The organism is Kluyvera georgiana ATCC 51603 (genome assembly GCF_001654985.1).
In the GTDB taxonomy this organism is placed as follows: Bacteria; Pseudomonadota; Gammaproteobacteria; order Enterobacterales; family Enterobacteriaceae; genus Kluyvera; species Kluyvera georgiana.
This window is the reverse complement of sequence record NZ_LXEU01000054.1, coordinates 1-17256: the sequence shown is the minus strand read 5'-3', so window position 1 is coordinate 17256 and position 17256 is coordinate 1. Positions and strand designations below refer to the sequence as shown.

Genomic DNA, 17256 nt, shown 5'->3' with positions numbered 1-17256 from the left:
CCATAAGTAATATCGGTGACCCAGACCTAATTGGCCCGGACAACGGTAAACTGCCGCTGCACACGATTAGGCGCAACCACTGAAGGTCGGCCAGCGATACGACGCGGAGCTTTATAGCCGCGCACGGCTTTAATCCGGTTCAGTTGCATAATACGGCCCACCCGGTTTTTGCCGCAGGTTTCACCGATCTCATTCAGATCGCCATGAACCCGACGATAGCCATAGACGCCACCGCTCAGGGAATATGAATCGCGGATGAGCGTCAGCAGACGCTGGTTATCTTTATCCCGCGCAGAGACCGGATTATGCAGCCACGCATAAAATCCGGCCCGGGCAACGCACAACACCCGACACATCGTCATGACACCCCATACAGTGCGGTGCTCATTGATAAAGCGGTACTTCAGTCGGGCTCCCTTGCAAAGTACCGCGCGGCCTTTTTCAGAATATCCCGTTCTTCCTCAGTGCGCTTCAGCTGTGCCCTGAGCTTCAGGATCTCGCTTTTAGCTTCCAGTAAATCCCGGGCATGCTGTTCGCTGTTATCAGGCTTGATAGCCCGTAGCCACTTGTAGAGGCTGTGCGCAGAAACGCCCAGACGGTCGGATACTTCAGCAACAGAATAACCGCGCTCCGTTATCTGACGGACGGCTTCTTCCTTAAATTCAGGTGTAAATCGTGGTGTGCCCATACGCTCCCCCTATACTCAAACTATAGGGCAGGATCGTCTACCGGGGTGGGGTCAGTCCATCAACGGCTCGGAAGTGTCTAGATTATCCGTGGCGATTCAGAGGTCAATATTCCACTGGCTTTCATCCCTCTCGTTATGGTCGCCATGAATATTGTATTTTCATTTACAGCCTATCCGTTCGGACGCTTATCAGACAGCACCAGCCACCGGCGATTGCTCCAGATGGGGCTGGTGGTGCTCATCGTGGCAGATTTAGTCCTTGCCCTGAGTCATTCCTGAGTGGGGATTATTGTTGGCGTAGCATTGTGGGGTGTACATATGGGAATGACGCAGGGGTTGCTGAACACGATGATTGCTCACACCGCACCAGTTGACCTTCGTGGAACGGTATTCGGATTATTCAGTTTGTTGAGTGGCCTGGGATTACTGATAGCCAGTCTGGGGGCGGGATTGTTGTGGGACATCTGGGGTTCAGCTTCTACATTTTTTGCTGGCGCGGTGATCTGTGTACTGACGTTGATTCTGACTCGGTTTGTCCCTGAGAAGTCCGAGTAATCAATCTGTGCCGATAAAATTCTGAGATATGCCGCTCAATAACTGCTGGCTGGGTAATGAGTCCATTCAGGCGATGAGTCGACCTGGCGCTCCCGGCTTGCGGCTAAACCGGGAGGGGCAGGATAGGGTGCCATAATCGCCTGCACCACCCGAAAGGCAGGTCGTTTCAGAAGACGTTATTTTCCTCAGATACAGGGCCCAGTGGCACATCCGTACATCATGTATAGCGGAAACAAAGGTACTAAAGGGATCATGGCGACCTGGCCAAGATCGCTAATCGTTTTGGTCTTATCATTGATGGATACCACAACCGGGTGTTCTAACTGGTAGGCGGCGGCCAGATCGGGCGGGTACGATGAAGACCAAAATCCTGCTGCTTTAAACGAAACACCGAGGTGATCGTTATCAATTTGCACCGCATGATACTCATTGCGCAATTGGGTCAACTGCCCGGCATCCAGCTTGCGCTTATCCATCACAACCTGGTATTCCGCCGTCACCTCATGTTGCTCTACCTCAAAGCTAACCCGCACCCCGGAAGCCTGTTGGTGATAGCGTTCATAAAAAGTCTTATAACGCTGATACTCCTGAGGTACACCGTTACGGTTAAAACGATAACCGTATTTAGCTGAGCTGGCGATAATGCCGGACTCAGTAGGTTTAACAGCCACAATGGTATCCGTAGGCGGCAAGTTGGGCGCACTTGTACATCCTACAAGCATCACCACGACCAGCAGCGAAAAATATTTCATCATTTTGAGCGGTTCCTGTTCGCTATTTTCTCTGTGATATCAGGAGGTTTTTTAACACACGGAGACAAACATTTATCCTTGTGTATCATCATTTCCGAACCTGCTTTTAACCCTACATTTTCTTGTTCATACGCAGCGCATCAACAACGAGTGAAAAAGCCGGTGAAGGCTGTTTACGGCTGGGGTAATAAAGATAGTAGCCTGGAAAAGGATGACACCAGGACTCAAGTACGTGTACGAGACGACCTTCTCGAATGTGTGAGCCGAACTCTTCTTCGGGCAAAAAGGCGATGCCTAACCCAGCCAGCGCAGCGTCGACAACATGTTCCGACGTATTAAACGTCAACTGTCCGTTAACCCGGACGTTCAGTTCTCCTCCTTCCCGATCAAATTCCCAAACATAAATCCCCCCGGATCGGACCATACGCATATTAATACACTGATGCTGCGTAAGATCATGGGGCGTTTGGGGGATCGGATATCGTTCGAAATAATCGGGCGAGGCTGCCGCTGCCATACGCAGTTTCGGGCCGATTGGCATCGCTATCATGTCTTTATCGATCGTGTCACCAAGCCGTACGCCCGCATCAAAACGATCTGCCACGATATCCCGGAATCCGTGGTTTGCATCGAACTCGATATGAATATCCGGATACTCGCGCAGCAGTGGCGTCAGTTTAGGCAGAAGGGTCGTTTTCAGCACGTTCGGCCCGCAGGTTATTCGGACGGTCCCCGCAGGCTTGTCCCGCAGTTCGGTCAGCATATCCAGCTCAGCCTCAATCTCGTCAATGCGATGGCCCACTGATTGCAGCAGGCGCTCCCCGGCGGCCGTCGGGGACACGCTGCGGGTTGTCCGCGTCAGCAGGCGGATTTGCATCCGCTCTTCCAGCCCGGAAATCGCCTGACTCAGCGCTGGCTGGGTCACGCCAAGCAGCGCGGCGGCACGCGTGAAGCTGCCTTCCCGCGCCACGGTGACAAAAGAGAGTAAATCGTTGAGGTTGCGTCTTGCCACGTTTGTTTCCTGGCTATTTATAAATTTTACTTATAAGGCTATTAAGCATTCATTAGCTAGTTTTGCCGCTGCCTATTGGTAACAATAATGCGATGAAAAAGTCAATGCTAAACAATACGCAAAATGCTGATGGCAAAACGTCGCTGTTGCTTCTGCCCTTTATCGGGCTGCTGTGCGTCACGCAGTTCGTGATGGCGGGTAACAACAAACGGGTAGCCATACAGGAGACGCTGATGAAAATTGAGATCGTTGTGAACGGTGAGACCGCGACCGCCACCCTCTATAACACACCGACAGGGCGGGATTTTGCGTCACTGCTTCCCCTCAGCCTCACGCTGCAGGATTACGCCGATATAGAGCGCATTAGCGATCTGCCGCGCAGGCTTTCTACGGCACAGGCTCCAGAAGGCATGACGCCGCAAGCCGGGGATATAACTTTCTACGCGCCCTGGGGCAACCTGGCGATTTTTGTCCAGGGTAGACCTTACGCCCGTTCACTGATCCCGGTAGGCAAAGTCGATTCAGGGCTGCCCGCCCTGCAGCGCCACGGACCGCTTAGGGTACAGATCAGGGCCGTAGACTAAGCGGTCACGCGTTTCAAAAAAACGCATTCCCTTTTACCACCAGACTTATCCCTCACGTCGTCGCTTCGGTGTCTCTTGCAGGCCTGAAGGCGCAAGGGGAGGGCATCGTATTATCTACAGAAAAGAAAGGCTAAATGCGTAATCAGAAAACTGAAACCAGAAACAACAACGGAACAAGTGAAAAACAGCGGGCGCACTGGGGCGGCGTGTTTGCCATGACGCTGTGCGTCTTCGCCCTGATCGCCTCCGAATTTATGCCGGTCAGCCTCCTGACGCCGATGGCGCACTCCCTGAATATTACCGAAGGCATGGCCGGGCAGGGAATCGCCATTTCCGGCGCGTTTGCGGTAGTGACTAGCCTGTTTATTTCCAGAGTGTCAGGCACGCTTGACCGGAAAATCCTACTGCTCGGCCTGACGTGCATGATGGCGCTTTCCGGCGCTGTCATCGCGATGGCGCCCAATTACCTGACCTATATGGCGGGTCGCGCCCTGATTGGCATCGTCGTCGGCGGGTTCTGGTCGATGTCGGCGGCGACAGCGATGCGATTGGTACCGGTGCACCGTGTTCCGTTGGCGCTGGCTATTTTCAATAGCGGTAATGCGCTGGCAACCGTCGTGGCTGCCCCCCTGGGCAGTTGGCTGGGTTCAGTCATCGGCTGGCGGGGAGCCTTCTTCTGCCTGTTACCTGTCGCCATCATCGCGTTTGTCTGGCAACTGCTCAGCCTACCCTCCATGCCGGTTACCCGTCAGCCGGCGGGGGCCGGCAATGTCTTCATGCTGTTTCGCCGCCGGGTGGTCACGCTGGGCATGCTGGGTGTGGGAATTTTCTTTATGGGCCAGTTCACGCTCTTTACCTATATCCGGCCTTTCCTTGAGGCGGTCACGAAGGTGGATGCCTCGGCGGTGACTCTCATCCTGTTGGTCATCGGTATGGCCGGTTTCATCGGCACCACGCTGATTGGCCGGGTATTGAAGCGCGGATTCTACCCGACCCTGATGGCGATTCCCGTGCTGATGGCGATTGTCGCGCTAACCCTGATCGCGTTTGGCAGCCAGGCGGCCATTGTGACGGCGTTGCTGGGGCTGTGGGGGTTTATTTCAACCGCCGCGCCCGTGGGGTGGTGGGCATGGATTCCACGCACGTTCCCGCAGAATGCCGAAGCGGGCGGCGGGCTGATGGTGGCGATGGTGCAACTGTCTATTGCGCTGGGATCCACCGTCGGGGGCCTGCTGTTCGACCATCATGGCTACCAGAGCACCTTCCTGATCAGCGCCGCGATGTTGATTATTGCAACCGTACTGATTTTCCTGACCTCACGTGCAGACGCATCTGCCGGTGACCATTGATAACACTAATCCTGATAAGGAAACCATCATGAATAAATTTACGTTAGCGCTGGGGCTGTTCATCAGCGCATTTGCCTCCTCTGCGGCGGATATGTCCAGAGGTGCTGATAACTTTTATAAAAGCGATAAGCTCACGCAGCAAAAAGTGACCTTCAAAAACCAGTATCAGATGAACGTGGTCGGCAATTTGTTTATCCCGAAAACGATGAATCAGAACGCTAAAAACCCGGCGATCGTCGTTGGTCATCCAATGGGCGCGGTCAAGGAACAAAGCGCAAACCTGTATGCGCAGACGCTGGCGGAGCAGGGGTTTGTCACGCTGGCGCTCGATCTCTCGTTCTGGGGAGAAAGCGAGGGTAAGCCGGGTCACCTGATTTCACCGGAAATCTACACGGATGACTTCAGCGCGGCGGTTGATTATCTCAGTACACAGCCGTTTGTTGACCCGGAAAACATCGGCGTGCTGGGCATCTGCGGCAGCGGAAGCTTTGTTATCAGCGCCGCGAAAGTTGACCCGCGGATGAAAGCCATCGCCACCGTCAGCATGTATGATATGGGAGCCGCGTTCCGTAACGGCCTTAACCATTCCCAGACGCTGGAACAACGCAAGGCTTTTATCCAGTCGGCCATTGAGCAGCGGTTTGCCGAGTTCCAGGGGGGAGAGACAGCTTACATTCCGGGCACCGTGAATAAACTGGACGCTTCCACGCCGGAAATTCAGCGCGAGTTCTTTGATTTCTACCGCACCGAACGCGGCGGCTATACTCCGCAGGGCGAGAAAGAAGAACTGACGACAAAACCAATGCTGAGCAGTATCGGTAAGTTTATGAACTTCTACCCGTTCAACGATATTGAAACCATCTCGCCGCGCCCGATGCTGTTTATTACCGGCGATCAGGCTCACTCAAAAGAGTTCAGCGAGGACGCCTTCAAACGCGCCGGTCAGCCTAAAGAGCTGTATGTCGTTCCGGGGGCAGGGCACGTCGACCTGTATGATCGCACTGACGTGATCCCCTTCGACAAACTGGCTAACTTTTTCCGTAGCAACCTGAAATAACGCGCTCGGTTAAACCAACTCGCGTCAGGATCATGGATGAGGCGGTATCCACTTTTCGATACCGCCGCTCTACACGGCGGGCTGCAGACTTGAGGGAACCGATAGGTTCCCTTTATTTGCGTGTACTGCTGTCTTACTCGCTGACCAGCCAGAATTCTGCTTCATCAAACATTTCTGTCACCACTCTGTTTATCTGCTCTTTTTCATGCTTGCTGGCGTCAGTATTGATGGCGGGTAAGGTCATCATGGGTTTGACGCGGACTTCCGCGTCAGGAAATACGGTGTGCACTCTTTTGCTCAACTCTGCCAGGATTATCTCTTTCGCGCCAGGCAAACCTTCAAAATTCCGTTTGTCATAGACGAGTTCCACAAACATGCTTTTACTCCATTTTACTGTATATAAAAACAGTATATAAACCGTCTGGGTCAGTGGTGTCAATTTTATTTGGCAATAAAAAACCCCGCCAGGCGGGGTGTATCAAAGCGAACGGCATGCTATACGGGGCTTACAGGGCTTTACCGCTAATCTTTTCCAGAATGGCGTCAGGTTTCGCGCTACCCAGAATCACCTTCGGCGGGTTATCGAGCACGATCATCGTGGGCGTCAGTTGGATGCCGAGACGTTCGGCCAATGCCGATTGTTTGACCACTTCATCCGAACAGCTGGCGCTGGTGTCGTTATTGGGCAGGAAACCGGCCATGGCGCCTTGCAGACTCTTCTGGCGATCGTCTGAGCACCAGACGCGACCCATATCTTCAATCACGGAATCGCGAATAGAAGGTGGGGCAACGGTCAGAAATGACATAGTCAGCCCGGCATCGTTGTAACTCTTAATGTTCTTGACTACCTGCGAACAGAAAGTGCACTGGTTATCGATGAACACCAGAACCTTGTGTTTTTCATCGGCAGCGGCAAAAGTCACTGGGGTTAATTCAGGCAGAGTGCGGTCGAGATCCTTTAATGCTTCTGCGGTGCTCTCATCGGCGCTGGCCGGGGCATCAGCGGAAAAAACGCTAAAACTCATCGCCCAGACTACTGGCAGGGCAATCAGCGGAATTACTTTCACGGTATACCTCATCGGATAATGCTTAGGATCGTCAACGGCGTTTACGGATGATGCTTTTAACATCAACTGCAAAACGCTGTGACTGTAGCGGATTGCGGCGCATTTGATCAATGTTTATTTTTTGTACAAAATGCGCGGACTGGGGAAGCTATTTTGCAATCTGGAATCGGCGCAAACATTACGGGTATAATCTTGCAAAATTTATCAATGAGTTTAGAGCGAAGATGACAAAACTGACCTTACAAGAGCAGATGCTAAAAGCAGGGCTGGTCACCAGTAAAAAAATGGCTAAGGTTCAGCGCACGGCGAAAAAGTCGCGCGTTCAGGCCCGCGAAGCGAGGGAAGCCGTAGAGGAAAACAAAAAAGCCCAGCTTGAGCGTGATAAGCTGCTGAGCGAGCAGCAGAAACAGGCGACGCTGTCGAAAGAGTACAAGGCGCAGGTTAAACAGCTTATCGAGATGAACCGCATCACCGTTGCCCGAGGCGATATCAACTTTAACTTTACCGACAATAACGTGATCAAAAGAATTGCGGTGGATAAGCCGACGCAAACACAGCTGATCAATGGCCGTCTGGCGATTGCGCGTCTCGCCACTAACGCGGCAGGCGAAAGTGAATACGCGATTATCCCGGCGGTTGTGGCGGAGAAAATCGCGCAGCGTGACGCAACCAGCATCGTTCTGCACAGTGCGCTCAGCCAGGAAGTACAGGACGAAGACGATCCGTACGCAGATTTCAAAATCCCTGACGACCTGATGTGGTAATCCGCTTCGGATTAAAACGGACTGGCGCTGTAGGCGTCAATCTTTTCCCGGGTAACGGGATGCACAAAGCTCAGCGCGCTGGCATGCAGCATCAGACGTGGCGTCTGTTCGGTTCCAGGGCGTTCGCGGCCACCGTAGAGGTCGCAACCTAAAATTGGGTAGCCCAATAGCTCGCAGTGAATACGTAGCTGATGGGTGCGCCCGGTTTCAGGAATAAGCTGCACGCGAGTCAACGCCAGGCGGTCGTGATAAAAGCGTGTCACAACCTGGTAGCGAGAACGCGCCGGCTTGCCATTGGCGGCGGAAATTGACATTCGCGGAAACCGTGCAGGATCTTTGGCAATTGGCGCATCAATCACTCCTTCATCCTCGTGTAGGTGTCCGCAAAGTAGGGCGCTATAGGTTTTTGTGACCGAACGCTGGCTGAACTGCTGACAAAGGGCGGCATTGATCGCTTTATTGCGGGCGACGACCATCAGCCCGGATGTCCCGAAATCCAGACGGTGGGCCAGCGTGCAGTCGGGAAACTGCTGAACCAGACGGTAGTGTACGGAGTCGAGATTCTGCGGGTTTTTACCCGAGAGACTGAGTAACCCGCTGGGCTTATTGATAATCAGCAGATGCGCGTCCTGATGGAGTATCTCTATTTGCTCATGGCAAGGTGGGGCAATAAAGGTATCGAGAATGGTAGACATCTGGCTGCACGGCTGGAGAGTGGGAGCGGATGATACCCAATTTTTCGCCAACAGGCGAATCCGGTGGGCTCGCCCAGAGGAAATTTATCATCCACACTTAACCCAAAGACATAGTCTGCGCGGGCATTGTGCATTACACTGCGCGCTGCAAAAAATTGAGTTGATAAACGATTAACCAGGCGGTAACGGCGATGAATGGAACAATCACAACGTGGTTTAAAGATAAAGGTTTTGGATTTATCAAAGATGAAAATGGCGATAATCGCTATTTTCATGTGATTAAGGTTGCCAACCCTGAGCTGATTAAAAAAGATGCAGCGGTAACTTTTGAACCCACGACCAATAACAAAGGGCTGTCAGCCTATGCGGTGAAGGTGATCCCGGATAGCAAGTACATCTACATCGCGGGCGAGAAGATCAAGCTGACGTCAATCAAGTCTTTCCTGGTCTATAGCGAAGAGGTTCCCGCGGAGACCCGAATCGATAAAGAAAATGCGGTGTTGTCGGTGGGCTTACTGATGAATAGCATCAAACCTAAAGCCGATGTGAAGCCGGGTGAGATGCGTACGCTGAAGAAGCTGGCCATCACGACTTTCCAGGGAACGACGCTGATTTTCTCGGAAGATGAGATAGATATAGAAGACACGGTAAAAATGCTGAAAGTCTGATCGCCGCGCGGTGATAAAAAGGGAGATAGCCATAATGGCGAGTCTCCCTTTTTTTATCGGTACCTAATTACGTAGGGCTAATAATATTCTCAGTATGTAATAGCTGGTTATCTTTAGACCAGTAATGGCGACTCACCTCTTCAACGTCCACCACCCATTTAAATACCCCCGCTCGGGCTAACTCACGGCAGTATTGATCGAAATGAGTGATACCAGTGAAATGGCGCCTGGCGGCAATTTTGGTTAAACAGCTACTGCCACCCGCGCTGACCTTAATTAAGCTACGATGACTCTTCATGGCAACATAGGAATCGGTTGTTGTTACAATTTTGACATTGCCGGTGGCGACGAAATAAATGTAATACGAGATGTTGTTTTGTTTTAACTCTGTTAAAAACTGCAGGAAATCTGACTTGCATCTGACCTGCTCAAATAAGCCGCAGAGCATTTCACTAAATTCCATTTCTGTCCTCTATATATGCCTTTTATAACATTCGTGTTACTTATTGTTTTTGTGTGTGTTGTGATGATGTTTAGTTTAAACGATTAATCAATTAGAAATCGAATAATTAATCACGGACATTTTAGGGGTTGCGAATGAAATGGAGTAGTGTTTCAATTGTTACCAGATGTTGCATGGCCCTACCGATTTTGATGGCGTGTGCAGGTCTATCCCCCTACACTAGGAAAGAAACTAAAAGGAGAGAACAATGTTAGAAGGGTACTTTGATCTTGATGGCGCAACCGGCGCTGATGTGGTTGAAAACAGAAAGCGTTTGCTGGCCGTTCAGGCGGCGCTGGAGATAGCAAAAGCCGCGGTTTCTGCCACGACGGCGAACTCCGGGATCCGTTCACAGATGGATCTGCGCAATGTCTCTCAAGAAGTGGCGACACTGGCTGACGCTATCCAGGATGCGTTGGAGTCTGAGGCGTAATGGGACAATACCGCCTTCGGGCGGTTATTAGCAATATTTATTGGTAAGCTTCATTTATATATAATTGTATATATTTTTTGAGCATTTATCTCCAGCCGGGGTTGATGCTATGGTAGACATATTCATGCCGTATGAATTCAAAAAAACATATTGGCATTAATTATAATTCCGCTGTAAATCAGATGTATATAAATAGCAAGTCACTAATTATTTTTTTGAATTCTAAGTTTGACTAAGCGCAATATTTTTTAGCATCTCAGCAGACTATAACATATAGAGTGGTCATGGAGGACTCGTAATGAGCCTAAGTTGTTCCAGAATAAATAGTCGAACGAGTTTATGTGTCGTCGTCGCATGTTGCCTACTTGCGGCGATGTTTATGTTAGCGGACTATCTCACAACATTTAATATTGCTATTCCAGATATTTATTACCTGGTTTTTTCTGGGTTACTGCTATTACTTGATGCAATTATCTTTTTCTTCATGTTTTTCCAGTTTATTTGCAATAGAAAGCTACTCTATGTTGCCATTCTTGGGCTCGGTTTTTTGGTCGCAGATATCTACTGGCTTGAGGCGCTAACGCTTATCCAGCAACTTATTGCGTTATGCATCCCGTTGAAATCGATTACTAATGATTTGGCCATATTTTATCTGTTCCGCCAACTCACCATGATGTTTGCCGTTCTGGTCGCACTCTTTTATGTGTATCGCATGAATCGGAACATCGCACCTTCAGGTAAAGACGAGGTGTGGGTAATCGTACTGGCCTGTGTCTTCCTGCTGATGGCCATTCTGGCGCATAATTTATCTAGCTATAACCCGCAGATATCGCTCAACCTGATTGGTACAACATCACTAAATGGTCGTAATGCGTGGAATAATTATTACGGTATAGCGATCGTCGCCGCCTGGTTTATCACGCTGTTGCTGGCTATCGTCATTACGCAGCTGCGAAGCCTGTTATGGGTGAGTATCGCGGTCTTCTGCGTTTCCAGCTTGTTTAGCAACCTTATTCTGCTGAATCTCAGCGATTATAATTTCCCTGTCTGGTACCTCAGCCGCGGCATCGAGGTGGTCTGCACCTTTTTTGTGATTAATGTCCTGCTCTACGACATTTTCGTGATGCATAAAGAATCGACGAAGCTGTCGAACCACGACCCGCTGACCGGCATCTATAATCGTGCCTATTTCTATCGAGAGCTACAGCTACTGCTGGCATCCCGGGAGGATATCAGTTTGATGATTCTCGATATTGATCACTTCAAACGTATCAACGACCGTTATGGGCATCCGGTGGGCGATACGGTCATCAAAACCGTTGTGGACCTGGCGAAACGTTCTATCCGCGAGTGCGATATCATTGCCCGCGTTGGTGGAGAAGAATTTGCCGTGCTGATGCGCAACGCGTCATCAGAAGTCGCCATGCAGGTGGCTGAGCGGATTCGCGGTAAGGTTGAGGAGGAAACGGCGAAGCGCGCGCCTTACCGTACGCCGGAGCCAATGACCATCAGTATCGGCGTCTTTACGTCGTCAGATAAGCACTTCACCGCTGATGAATGCATTTCGTTTGCCGACAGGGCGCTGTATGCGGCCAAAAATAGCGGTCGTAACAAGGTGATGACCAGTGCTTAACATGCGTATTAGCGTGAGAAGGGGCTTTTCCTTCTGCGTTCAGGTGGTAAACTGAAAATGTGATGTTAATCATGACCTGCGTAAAAACGAAAAAGAGATACTGCTATGCAACATATCATTGAAGGGTTCCTCAACTTTCAGAAAGAAGTTTTCCCTCAACGTAAGGAACTCTTCCGCAGCCTGGCATCCAGCCAGAACCCAAAAGCGCTGTTCATCTCCTGTTCAGACAGCCGTTTAGTCCCCGAACTGGTCACGCAACAAGAGCCGGGGCAGCTGTTTGTCATCCGTAACGCCGGTAATATCGTGCCTTCTTTTGGTCCGGAACCGGGCGGGGTATCCGCGACGATTGAGTACGCGGTCGTTGCTTTAGGCGTAACGGATATTGTTATCTGCGGTCACTCTAACTGCGGCGCGATGAAAGCTATCGCCACCTGTCAGTGCCTGGAGCCGATGCCGGCTGTCTCCCATTGGCTGCGCTATTCCGACGCGGCCAAAGCGGTGGTTGAGAAAAAAACCTACGATAACGAAACCGACAAAGTTAACGCCATGGTCGAGGAGAACGTTATTGCTCAGTTGAATAATATCAAAACGCATCCGTCGGTGGCCGTGGGGCTGCGTGACCATGCGATCCGCCTGCACGGCTGGGTGTACGATATTGAAAGCGGCGAAATCCGCGCGCTGGACAAAAACAGCAAGTCTTTCGTGTCGCTGGCCGATAACCCAGAGGTCTTTTTCGAGTAATCGGCAATAAGCGCCGCGTAATGCGGCGCTACGCGTTGCTGACCAGCTTCAGTTTTCCGCGTCTCGCTGAACGACGCGGGGCGGGGTTGGAAATCAGAAACAGAAAAGGGCGCCAGGCCATTACATTATCCTCCCGCTATCACTGTTTTAACCATGGCAAAGGGGGGAGGAAAGGGCGTTACAACGAAAGTATGAATCCGTCGAATGCAGCCGATTCATGGGTGTGACGGCGAAAAAAGGGAGCCACGATAGGCTCCCTTTTTGACGTCCGGACGGCGTTACCAGCCGCAAACGTCATGCTCGTTTTCGGTATCGTACGCACGGACGGTATTGATCAGATCTTTCACCACATCCGCGGCAACATCCGGGACCAACAGCTCCATCGGCGTTTCAGTTTCATAATCGACGGAAATGCCGTTGCTATTGTTGGTGACGGTTACCGTATAAGTTGCCTTACTCATTGTTATTACCCCTTATGCGAATTAACCACTTTGCCCAGACCGGTGCCTTCAAGCGTCGCCTCAGGATCGGCAAAGAAGTCGATATTAAACCAGGTGTGGTCAGTCAGTAGCTCAATGCGATGCCACTTCTGCGGCGGCGAAATACCAAAGGACCCGGCTTCAATCACCACGTCGACGTCCGGTTCGGTGGCGTCGGCGTCAGGGAAGCCAAAGTAGCGCACGGCGCCTTGCATCACGGACAAGCGGCCATAGACGTGGGCTTTGGTATTGTGGTGGGTGAACAGGGCTTTCGGCGCGGTGTCTTTATTCCAGAACGGGGTCGAACGCGAATGAACAAAGTTCTCAGGAATACGTAACATGAATGATTCCTTACTCCAGTAGCTCGGAGTTCTATAGGGATTTCAGCACTTCAGCTTCAACAAAAAAGTCGATTTGAAAGACGGTATCGTCGGTCATTGTTTCGATGTAATGCCATTTTTCCGGTGGGAACACGCCAAAGTGACCGGTGTTGATGATCAGCTCACTGTCGGCCTCTGGTGACGTTTCGCTGGCAAAGCCGAGATAGCGTACGGCTCCCTGATGTACCGACAGGCGTGGATAGACGCCCGGGCGGGTGCCTTTATCAAGATGGCGCTGAAAAATACCGGCAGGCGCGGTGTCTTTGTTCCAGAACGGCGTGGAACGGGTATGAATACAAGTGTGCGGAATACGTAGCATGTTTTCCCCCTCTATGTTGAGAGTATTAAAACACAAATTCAGAGCGCTGTTGATTAGAAAATGCATTTTAAATGCATCTTATTGTGGGTGTTAAAAAGTTGTTCTTTGCGCCAGGCGTAATAGCCAAATAACGCAACAATAAACATTCAATTTATGCTTCATTAATGTTACAAATACAGCAAAATATCGTGAGATCAGCGTCGGGAGGATGCGATGATTCTGGAGAAACTGCGGACGCCAAACGGCAAAAAATTCCTGCTGTCCGCTTTTGTGGTGTTTGTGATTGCCGCAGTGGTTGTCGGCCGTGCAACCTTTGGTGGCGTGGTGCGTGAATACAATCTGCCGTATGCCGACTGGACCACCAGCATGTTTGTGCTGCAAGGGGCGATGGTGTTTGTTTACAGCTGTATTTTCACGTTGCTGTTTGCGATTCCGCTGGGCTTCTTCTTCTTAGGTTCAGATAACCAGCGTTAATCCTTTCGTGCGGGCATTCTGCCTGCACGCGCATTTTCTTATTGTCTTTCCGGCAAGGAGCTGACACGATCAAAATTCACGCTTGCGGAAGATTTCATCCATACTGATCCAGATACGTAATGAAGACGTACCGTGACGCTTAGGTTGATTGCGTGGGTGGCGTTTCAGGGATTAACCCGTCGGTACGGAGTAGCAGTGAGAATTATTCAGGATAGTTTGCGTAAGAAGCAGTCGCTGCTGGCCTCCGCAGCGATAACGTGTCTGCTGGTCTGTATTGCCCTCTTTTTTCTGTATCAACGCGCGCTTTCACAGGTTAGCGAAGGCGTCAACACGTTACAAAACCAGATGATGACGATATTTAATGATAACGAGCTGATGGCTGAGGCTGCTGGCGTGCGTTATCAGCAGATCAGTCGTCATGAACTGTGCGGTGACGGAGATATTTTTCAGCCCTACGCTGGGGCCTGGGGGATTAATGCCGACCCTGAAACACTGGCGCCTGACCGTGGCGCTCTGGTGACCAGAACGCCGGAGTACAGCGCTCGCTGTATCTATGTTGCCGCGGAATATATTCGCGCAAAAGTGAAGGCGCTGAATCCGGGTCTGCACGATATCCATCGTTATATCATCGCCAATGATGGTCGCTGGTTTTACTGGTTTAACCCCGCCGACTCGATACCTTTTAGTTTTGCTACCTCGCAAATGGCGCGCGACCCTCAGCGTTTTTTCAGCGAACCCGAAATGTTCTATGACCGGGTTCTGCAAAAAGGCATGCGAAAGAAGTCGCTGAGTTCGACCCGTTTATACGCCGATAAAATAACCGGCGACCGGGCCTACAGCGTGGTGAGCTACATTTACGATCTCTCCGAGGGGGAACCGAGCAACCATATTATTGGCTATCTGGCCTACGATCTTTCTCGCCCGGAGCTGGAGTACATGCTACGTGAGGCGTTTAATGGCAAGGTGCCTGAAGGGCTGATTCTCGGATATGAAAGCCGACAGAGCGGTGAAGTGCTGTGCATCGTTAATAACTGTCGCTGGCTTGACGATGCGCATTCACATCCGGTTTCGCGGCGCTATGAGATTAAATACGCATTACCCAGCTGGTTGTTTATCTCCCAGGACCGCAACGCGTTGGGCGTGCTCGCGCTGGCGCCGGTGCTGCTCATCCTGCAGTTTATGTTAATACGTTACCATCTCAATCAAGCCGACCTGCGCTTTTACCGCGATCCGCTGACCGGGTACTTCACGCGCAATATTTTCACCCTGATTCAGCAGCGGTCGTTACCCTTTATGACTATCATTCTGTTCGATTGTAATAAGTTTAAGGCGATTAACGACAGCTACGGCCATCAGGCAGGCGATCGCGCGCTGCAGGCGATTGCCGACTGTATGCTCAATGATGTACGTGCTAACGATGACTGGGTGATTCGTAGCGGCGGCGACGAATTTGTCGTATTACTCAGTGACACCGATATTGCGCATGCGCATATGGTGGCACAACGTATTGCCGCCAGCATCGCCGTATACCCGTTCAGCCCGCAGGGACACCCGGTACCACTATCGGTATCGTGGGGCGTGGCGCCGTGCCTGGATTCGCTGGATGCGGCTATTCAGCAGGCGGATGCCCAGATGTATCAGATGAAGAAACGCCGAGGCGAGAGACGATAAGCCGACGCATGCGCGGCTTATCTAAGACTTACCACCAACCGAGCTGGACGCCGACGACGGTCACGATCGCGATGATTAGCATGATGATTGTGGTCTTTCTCATTGTGCTCCTCCCGGCAGCGCATAGCCGCCGATAAAAAACCAACCCAGAAAGATCACGGCAATAAAAAAGATAACGATGGGGAAGGCGATACCCAATCTCATGGCGATATCCTGACTCCTGTTATAGATAGCGCGTATGATACTGTAATTAGCTTACCCGCTGGGTGCTAATTTCCGGGCGATGGCGAAATTTTTTGTCGCGATACATCGCGCTATCGGCTGCCCGTAGCGCGCTATCCGGGTCCATTTGGCTCGGGTCAACGCTGATGACGCCAATGCTGGCGCCGGGGTAGTGAATCAATACATCGCTCAGCAGGTAATCGCCAACCAGCAGCTGCCGCAGCGTCTCGGTAAACTGAGCCAACTGCGCCGTCGAGCGTTCAAGGGTGGCGACCATAAACTCATCCCCGCCCAATCGCCCAAGCTGGTCATCGGCCGAGATGCCTGACTTCAGGCGCTGGGCCACCTGCTGTAAGAACTCGTCGCCAGCCTGATGGCCATAGCTATCGTTGATCTTCTTGAAGTGATCGAGGTCAATAAACGCCAGAATCACCGAATGGTTGAGGTGCCTGGCCAGGGAAAAGAGGGTCTCGAGGTTTTCAAACACCGCGCGACGGTTTGGCAGCCCGGTGAGTGCATCGGTGTAGGAGTGGTAAATCAGCGCGGCATTCGCCTCCTGCAGCTGAGACACCAGCGATTCTTTCTCAATATAACGGGCAATGATACTGGCAAACAGCTGAAGTACGTGCTCGCTGTTAAAGCTGAGCGGCTTCTGTTGCTTGCTGGCGGCGCACAGCGTGCCGTACAGCGAACCATCGGTCAGATGAATAGGCGTGCTCAGAAAGGTGGTGATCCCCAGCGCTTTTGCCGCGTCGCAATCGTTCCAGCGGCCCGGTACGTTATCGCTGTAACAACAGTTGTCGTCCATGGCGCGTTTGCACAGCGTATCGCCCCACGGGACGGAGAGATTTTCAGGGATATCCATGTCACCGCTATTACGCGAGTAGACAATGTGCTGCAGGTCGGCCTGGGTATCAATTTTCGTCAGATAGGTCGATTCCATATTAGTGACCAACTCAAGCATCTCAAGCAGTTGACGGACAAGGTTCTCTAACGATTGTTCCGTAGCAAGTGTTTGCGATACTTTGGCAAGGATAATATCTGACATGGAAACGAGGGGCCCCTGGATTAGCAAAAGTAGTTATGGTGTATGATCCCAAAACGAAATTGGACCTCCTGAATTTTATACATTATGTATCCAGAAGGTAAGCGCTGTGTTGTGAAAACGGACAAAACTGAGGGTATGCGCTTCTAATTACAGGTAAAAAAAA

General features: G+C 51.3%; 21 protein-coding genes and 2 pseudogenes. 11 read left to right on the top strand and 12 right to left on the bottom strand.

What is annotated here, in order from left to right; all coding sequences use genetic code 11:
- Positions 1–29 precede the first annotated feature (29 nt).
- Positions 30–688: pseudogene (locus M989_RS25300) on the bottom strand (IS3 family transposase); the annotation flags it as partial.
- A 99-nt stretch (positions 689–787) separates the two neighbouring features.
- Here M989_RS25300 and M989_RS14020 point away from each other — a divergent pair.
- Positions 788–1243, top strand: a pseudogene (locus tag M989_RS14020) (MFS transporter); the annotation flags it as partial.
- A gap of 185 nt (positions 1244–1428) precedes the next feature.
- On the opposite strand, the gene M989_RS14015 reads toward M989_RS14020, so the two are convergent.
- Positions 1429–1998: a hypothetical protein gene (locus tag M989_RS14015; RefSeq protein ID WP_064546316.1), complete on the bottom strand. Its 570-nt coding sequence runs from the start codon at positions 1996–1998 to the stop codon at positions 1429–1431.
- Between the two features lie 109 nt (positions 1999–2107).
- Complete coding sequence (locus M989_RS14010; protein ID WP_064546314.1) at positions 2108–3007, bottom strand: LysR family transcriptional regulator; 900 nt, start codon at positions 3005–3007, stop codon at positions 2108–2110.
- A gap of 104 nt (positions 3008–3111) precedes the next feature.
- Here M989_RS14010 and M989_RS14005 point away from each other — a divergent pair, with 104 nt between their 5' ends.
- The 3 genes from M989_RS14005 to M989_RS13995 all read left to right on the top strand — a co-directional run bounded on the left by M989_RS14005 (position 3112) and on the right by M989_RS13995 (position 5997).
- Positions 3112–3591 (top strand): cyclophilin-like fold protein, encoded by a 480-nt coding sequence (locus M989_RS14005; RefSeq protein WP_245191266.1) that lies wholly within the window; start codon positions 3112–3114, stop codon positions 3589–3591.
- A 134-nt stretch (positions 3592–3725) separates the two neighbouring features.
- On the top strand, positions 3726–4940 hold the full coding sequence (locus tag M989_RS14000; RefSeq protein ID WP_064546312.1) for an MFS transporter: 1215 nt from the start codon (positions 3726–3728) through the stop codon (positions 4938–4940).
- A gap of 28 nt (positions 4941–4968) precedes the next feature.
- Positions 4969–5997, top strand: coding sequence for an alpha/beta hydrolase (locus tag M989_RS13995; protein WP_064546310.1), 1029 nt, complete (start codon positions 4969–4971; stop codon positions 5995–5997).
- Positions 5998–6130: 133 nt separating this feature from the next.
- Here the strand turns inward: M989_RS13995 and M989_RS13990 are convergent, their stop codons facing one another.
- Together M989_RS13990 and M989_RS13985 are read right to left on the bottom strand one after the other, a co-directional pair.
- Positions 6131–6373 carry a DinI-like family protein gene (locus tag M989_RS13990; RefSeq protein WP_064546308.1) on the bottom strand — a complete coding sequence of 81 codons (243 nt, stop codon included), beginning with the start codon at positions 6371–6373 and terminating at the stop codon, positions 6131–6133.
- A gap of 130 nt (positions 6374–6503) precedes the next feature.
- Positions 6504–7064 carry a thioredoxin fold domain-containing protein gene (locus tag M989_RS13985; RefSeq protein WP_416374524.1) on the bottom strand — a complete coding sequence of 187 codons (561 nt, stop codon included), beginning with the start codon at positions 7062–7064 and terminating at the stop codon, positions 6504–6506.
- Positions 7065–7288: 224 nt separating this feature from the next.
- Here M989_RS13985 and M989_RS13980 point away from each other — a divergent pair, with 224 nt between their 5' ends.
- A complete protein-coding gene (locus M989_RS13980) occupies positions 7289–7828 on the top strand; it encodes a DUF2058 domain-containing protein (protein WP_064546303.1) in 540 nt (179 codons plus the stop codon).
- An 11-nt stretch (positions 7829–7839) separates the two neighbouring features.
- On the opposite strand, the gene M989_RS13975 is transcribed toward M989_RS13980, so the two are convergent.
- Complete coding sequence (locus M989_RS13975) at positions 7840–8523, bottom strand: RluA family pseudouridine synthase (RefSeq protein WP_064546301.1); 684 nt, start codon at positions 8521–8523, stop codon at positions 7840–7842.
- A gap of 191 nt (positions 8524–8714) precedes the next feature.
- Here M989_RS13975 and M989_RS13970 point away from each other — a divergent pair, with 191 nt between their 5' ends.
- Positions 8715–9191, top strand: coding sequence for a cold-shock protein (locus tag M989_RS13970; RefSeq protein WP_064546299.1), 477 nt, complete (start codon positions 8715–8717; stop codon positions 9189–9191).
- A gap of 67 nt (positions 9192–9258) precedes the next feature.
- Here the strand turns inward: M989_RS13970 and M989_RS13965 are convergent, their stop codons facing one another.
- The gene (locus M989_RS13965; RefSeq protein WP_064546298.1) at positions 9259–9654 is read right to left on the bottom strand and encodes a DUF1398 family protein; all 396 of its coding nucleotides are present in this window, start codon (positions 9652–9654) and stop codon (positions 9259–9261) included.
- A 247-nt stretch (positions 9655–9901) separates the two neighbouring features.
- On the opposite strand from M989_RS13965, the gene M989_RS13960 reads away from it, so the two are divergent.
- From M989_RS13960 to M989_RS13950, 3 genes are all read left to right on the top strand, one after another.
- Positions 9902–10126, top strand: coding sequence for a hypothetical protein (locus tag M989_RS13960; RefSeq protein WP_064546296.1), 225 nt, complete (start codon positions 9902–9904; stop codon positions 10124–10126).
- Positions 10127–10424: 298 nt separating this feature from the next.
- Positions 10425–11759, top strand: a complete 1335-nt coding sequence (locus M989_RS13955) for a GGDEF domain-containing protein (RefSeq protein ID WP_064546294.1) — start codon at positions 10425–10427, stop codon at positions 11757–11759.
- A gap of 105 nt (positions 11760–11864) precedes the next feature.
- Positions 11865–12500, top strand: a complete 636-nt coding sequence (locus M989_RS13950; RefSeq protein WP_064546292.1) for a carbonic anhydrase — start codon at positions 11865–11867, stop codon at positions 12498–12500.
- A 278-nt stretch (positions 12501–12778) separates the two neighbouring features.
- Here M989_RS13950 and M989_RS13945 read toward each other — a convergent pair whose 3' ends face one another.
- From M989_RS13945 to M989_RS13935, 3 genes are read right to left on the bottom strand one after another with little or no spacing between them, the layout of a single operon-like run.
- A complete protein-coding gene (locus M989_RS13945; protein WP_064546290.1) occupies positions 12779–12961 on the bottom strand; it encodes a DUF1869 domain-containing protein in 183 nt (60 codons plus the stop codon).
- Positions 12962–12966: 5 nt separating this feature from the next.
- On the bottom strand, positions 12967–13320 hold the full coding sequence (locus tag M989_RS13940) for a TehB family protein (protein WP_064546288.1): 354 nt from the start codon (positions 13318–13320) through the stop codon (positions 12967–12969).
- A gap of 31 nt (positions 13321–13351) precedes the next feature.
- Positions 13352–13678: a TehB family protein gene (locus M989_RS13935; RefSeq protein ID WP_064546286.1), complete on the bottom strand. Its 327-nt coding sequence runs from the start codon at positions 13676–13678 to the stop codon at positions 13352–13354.
- Between the two features lie 213 nt (positions 13679–13891).
- Between M989_RS13935 and M989_RS13930 the strand changes: the two genes are divergently transcribed.
- Entirely contained in the window at positions 13892–14152 is a 261-nt protein-coding gene (locus tag M989_RS13930) for a DUF2534 family protein (RefSeq protein WP_064546284.1), read from the top strand.
- 195 nt (positions 14153–14347) lie between these two features.
- Positions 14348–15823 carry a GGDEF domain-containing protein gene (locus tag M989_RS13925; RefSeq protein WP_064546282.1) on the top strand — a complete coding sequence of 492 codons (1476 nt, stop codon included), beginning with the start codon at positions 14348–14350 and terminating at the stop codon, positions 15821–15823.
- A gap of 99 nt (positions 15824–15922) precedes the next feature.
- Here M989_RS13925 and M989_RS25585 read toward each other — a convergent pair whose 3' ends face one another.
- Both M989_RS25585 and M989_RS13920 read right to left on the bottom strand, forming a co-directional pair.
- Positions 15923–16027, bottom strand: coding sequence for a YoaK family small membrane protein (locus M989_RS25585; RefSeq protein WP_100249921.1), 105 nt, complete (start codon positions 16025–16027; stop codon positions 15923–15925).
- A 46-nt stretch (positions 16028–16073) separates the two neighbouring features.
- Positions 16074–17093: a sensor domain-containing diguanylate cyclase gene (locus M989_RS13920; RefSeq protein ID WP_064546280.1), complete on the bottom strand. Its 1020-nt coding sequence runs from the start codon at positions 17091–17093 to the stop codon at positions 16074–16076.
- Positions 17094–17256 lie beyond the last annotated feature (163 nt).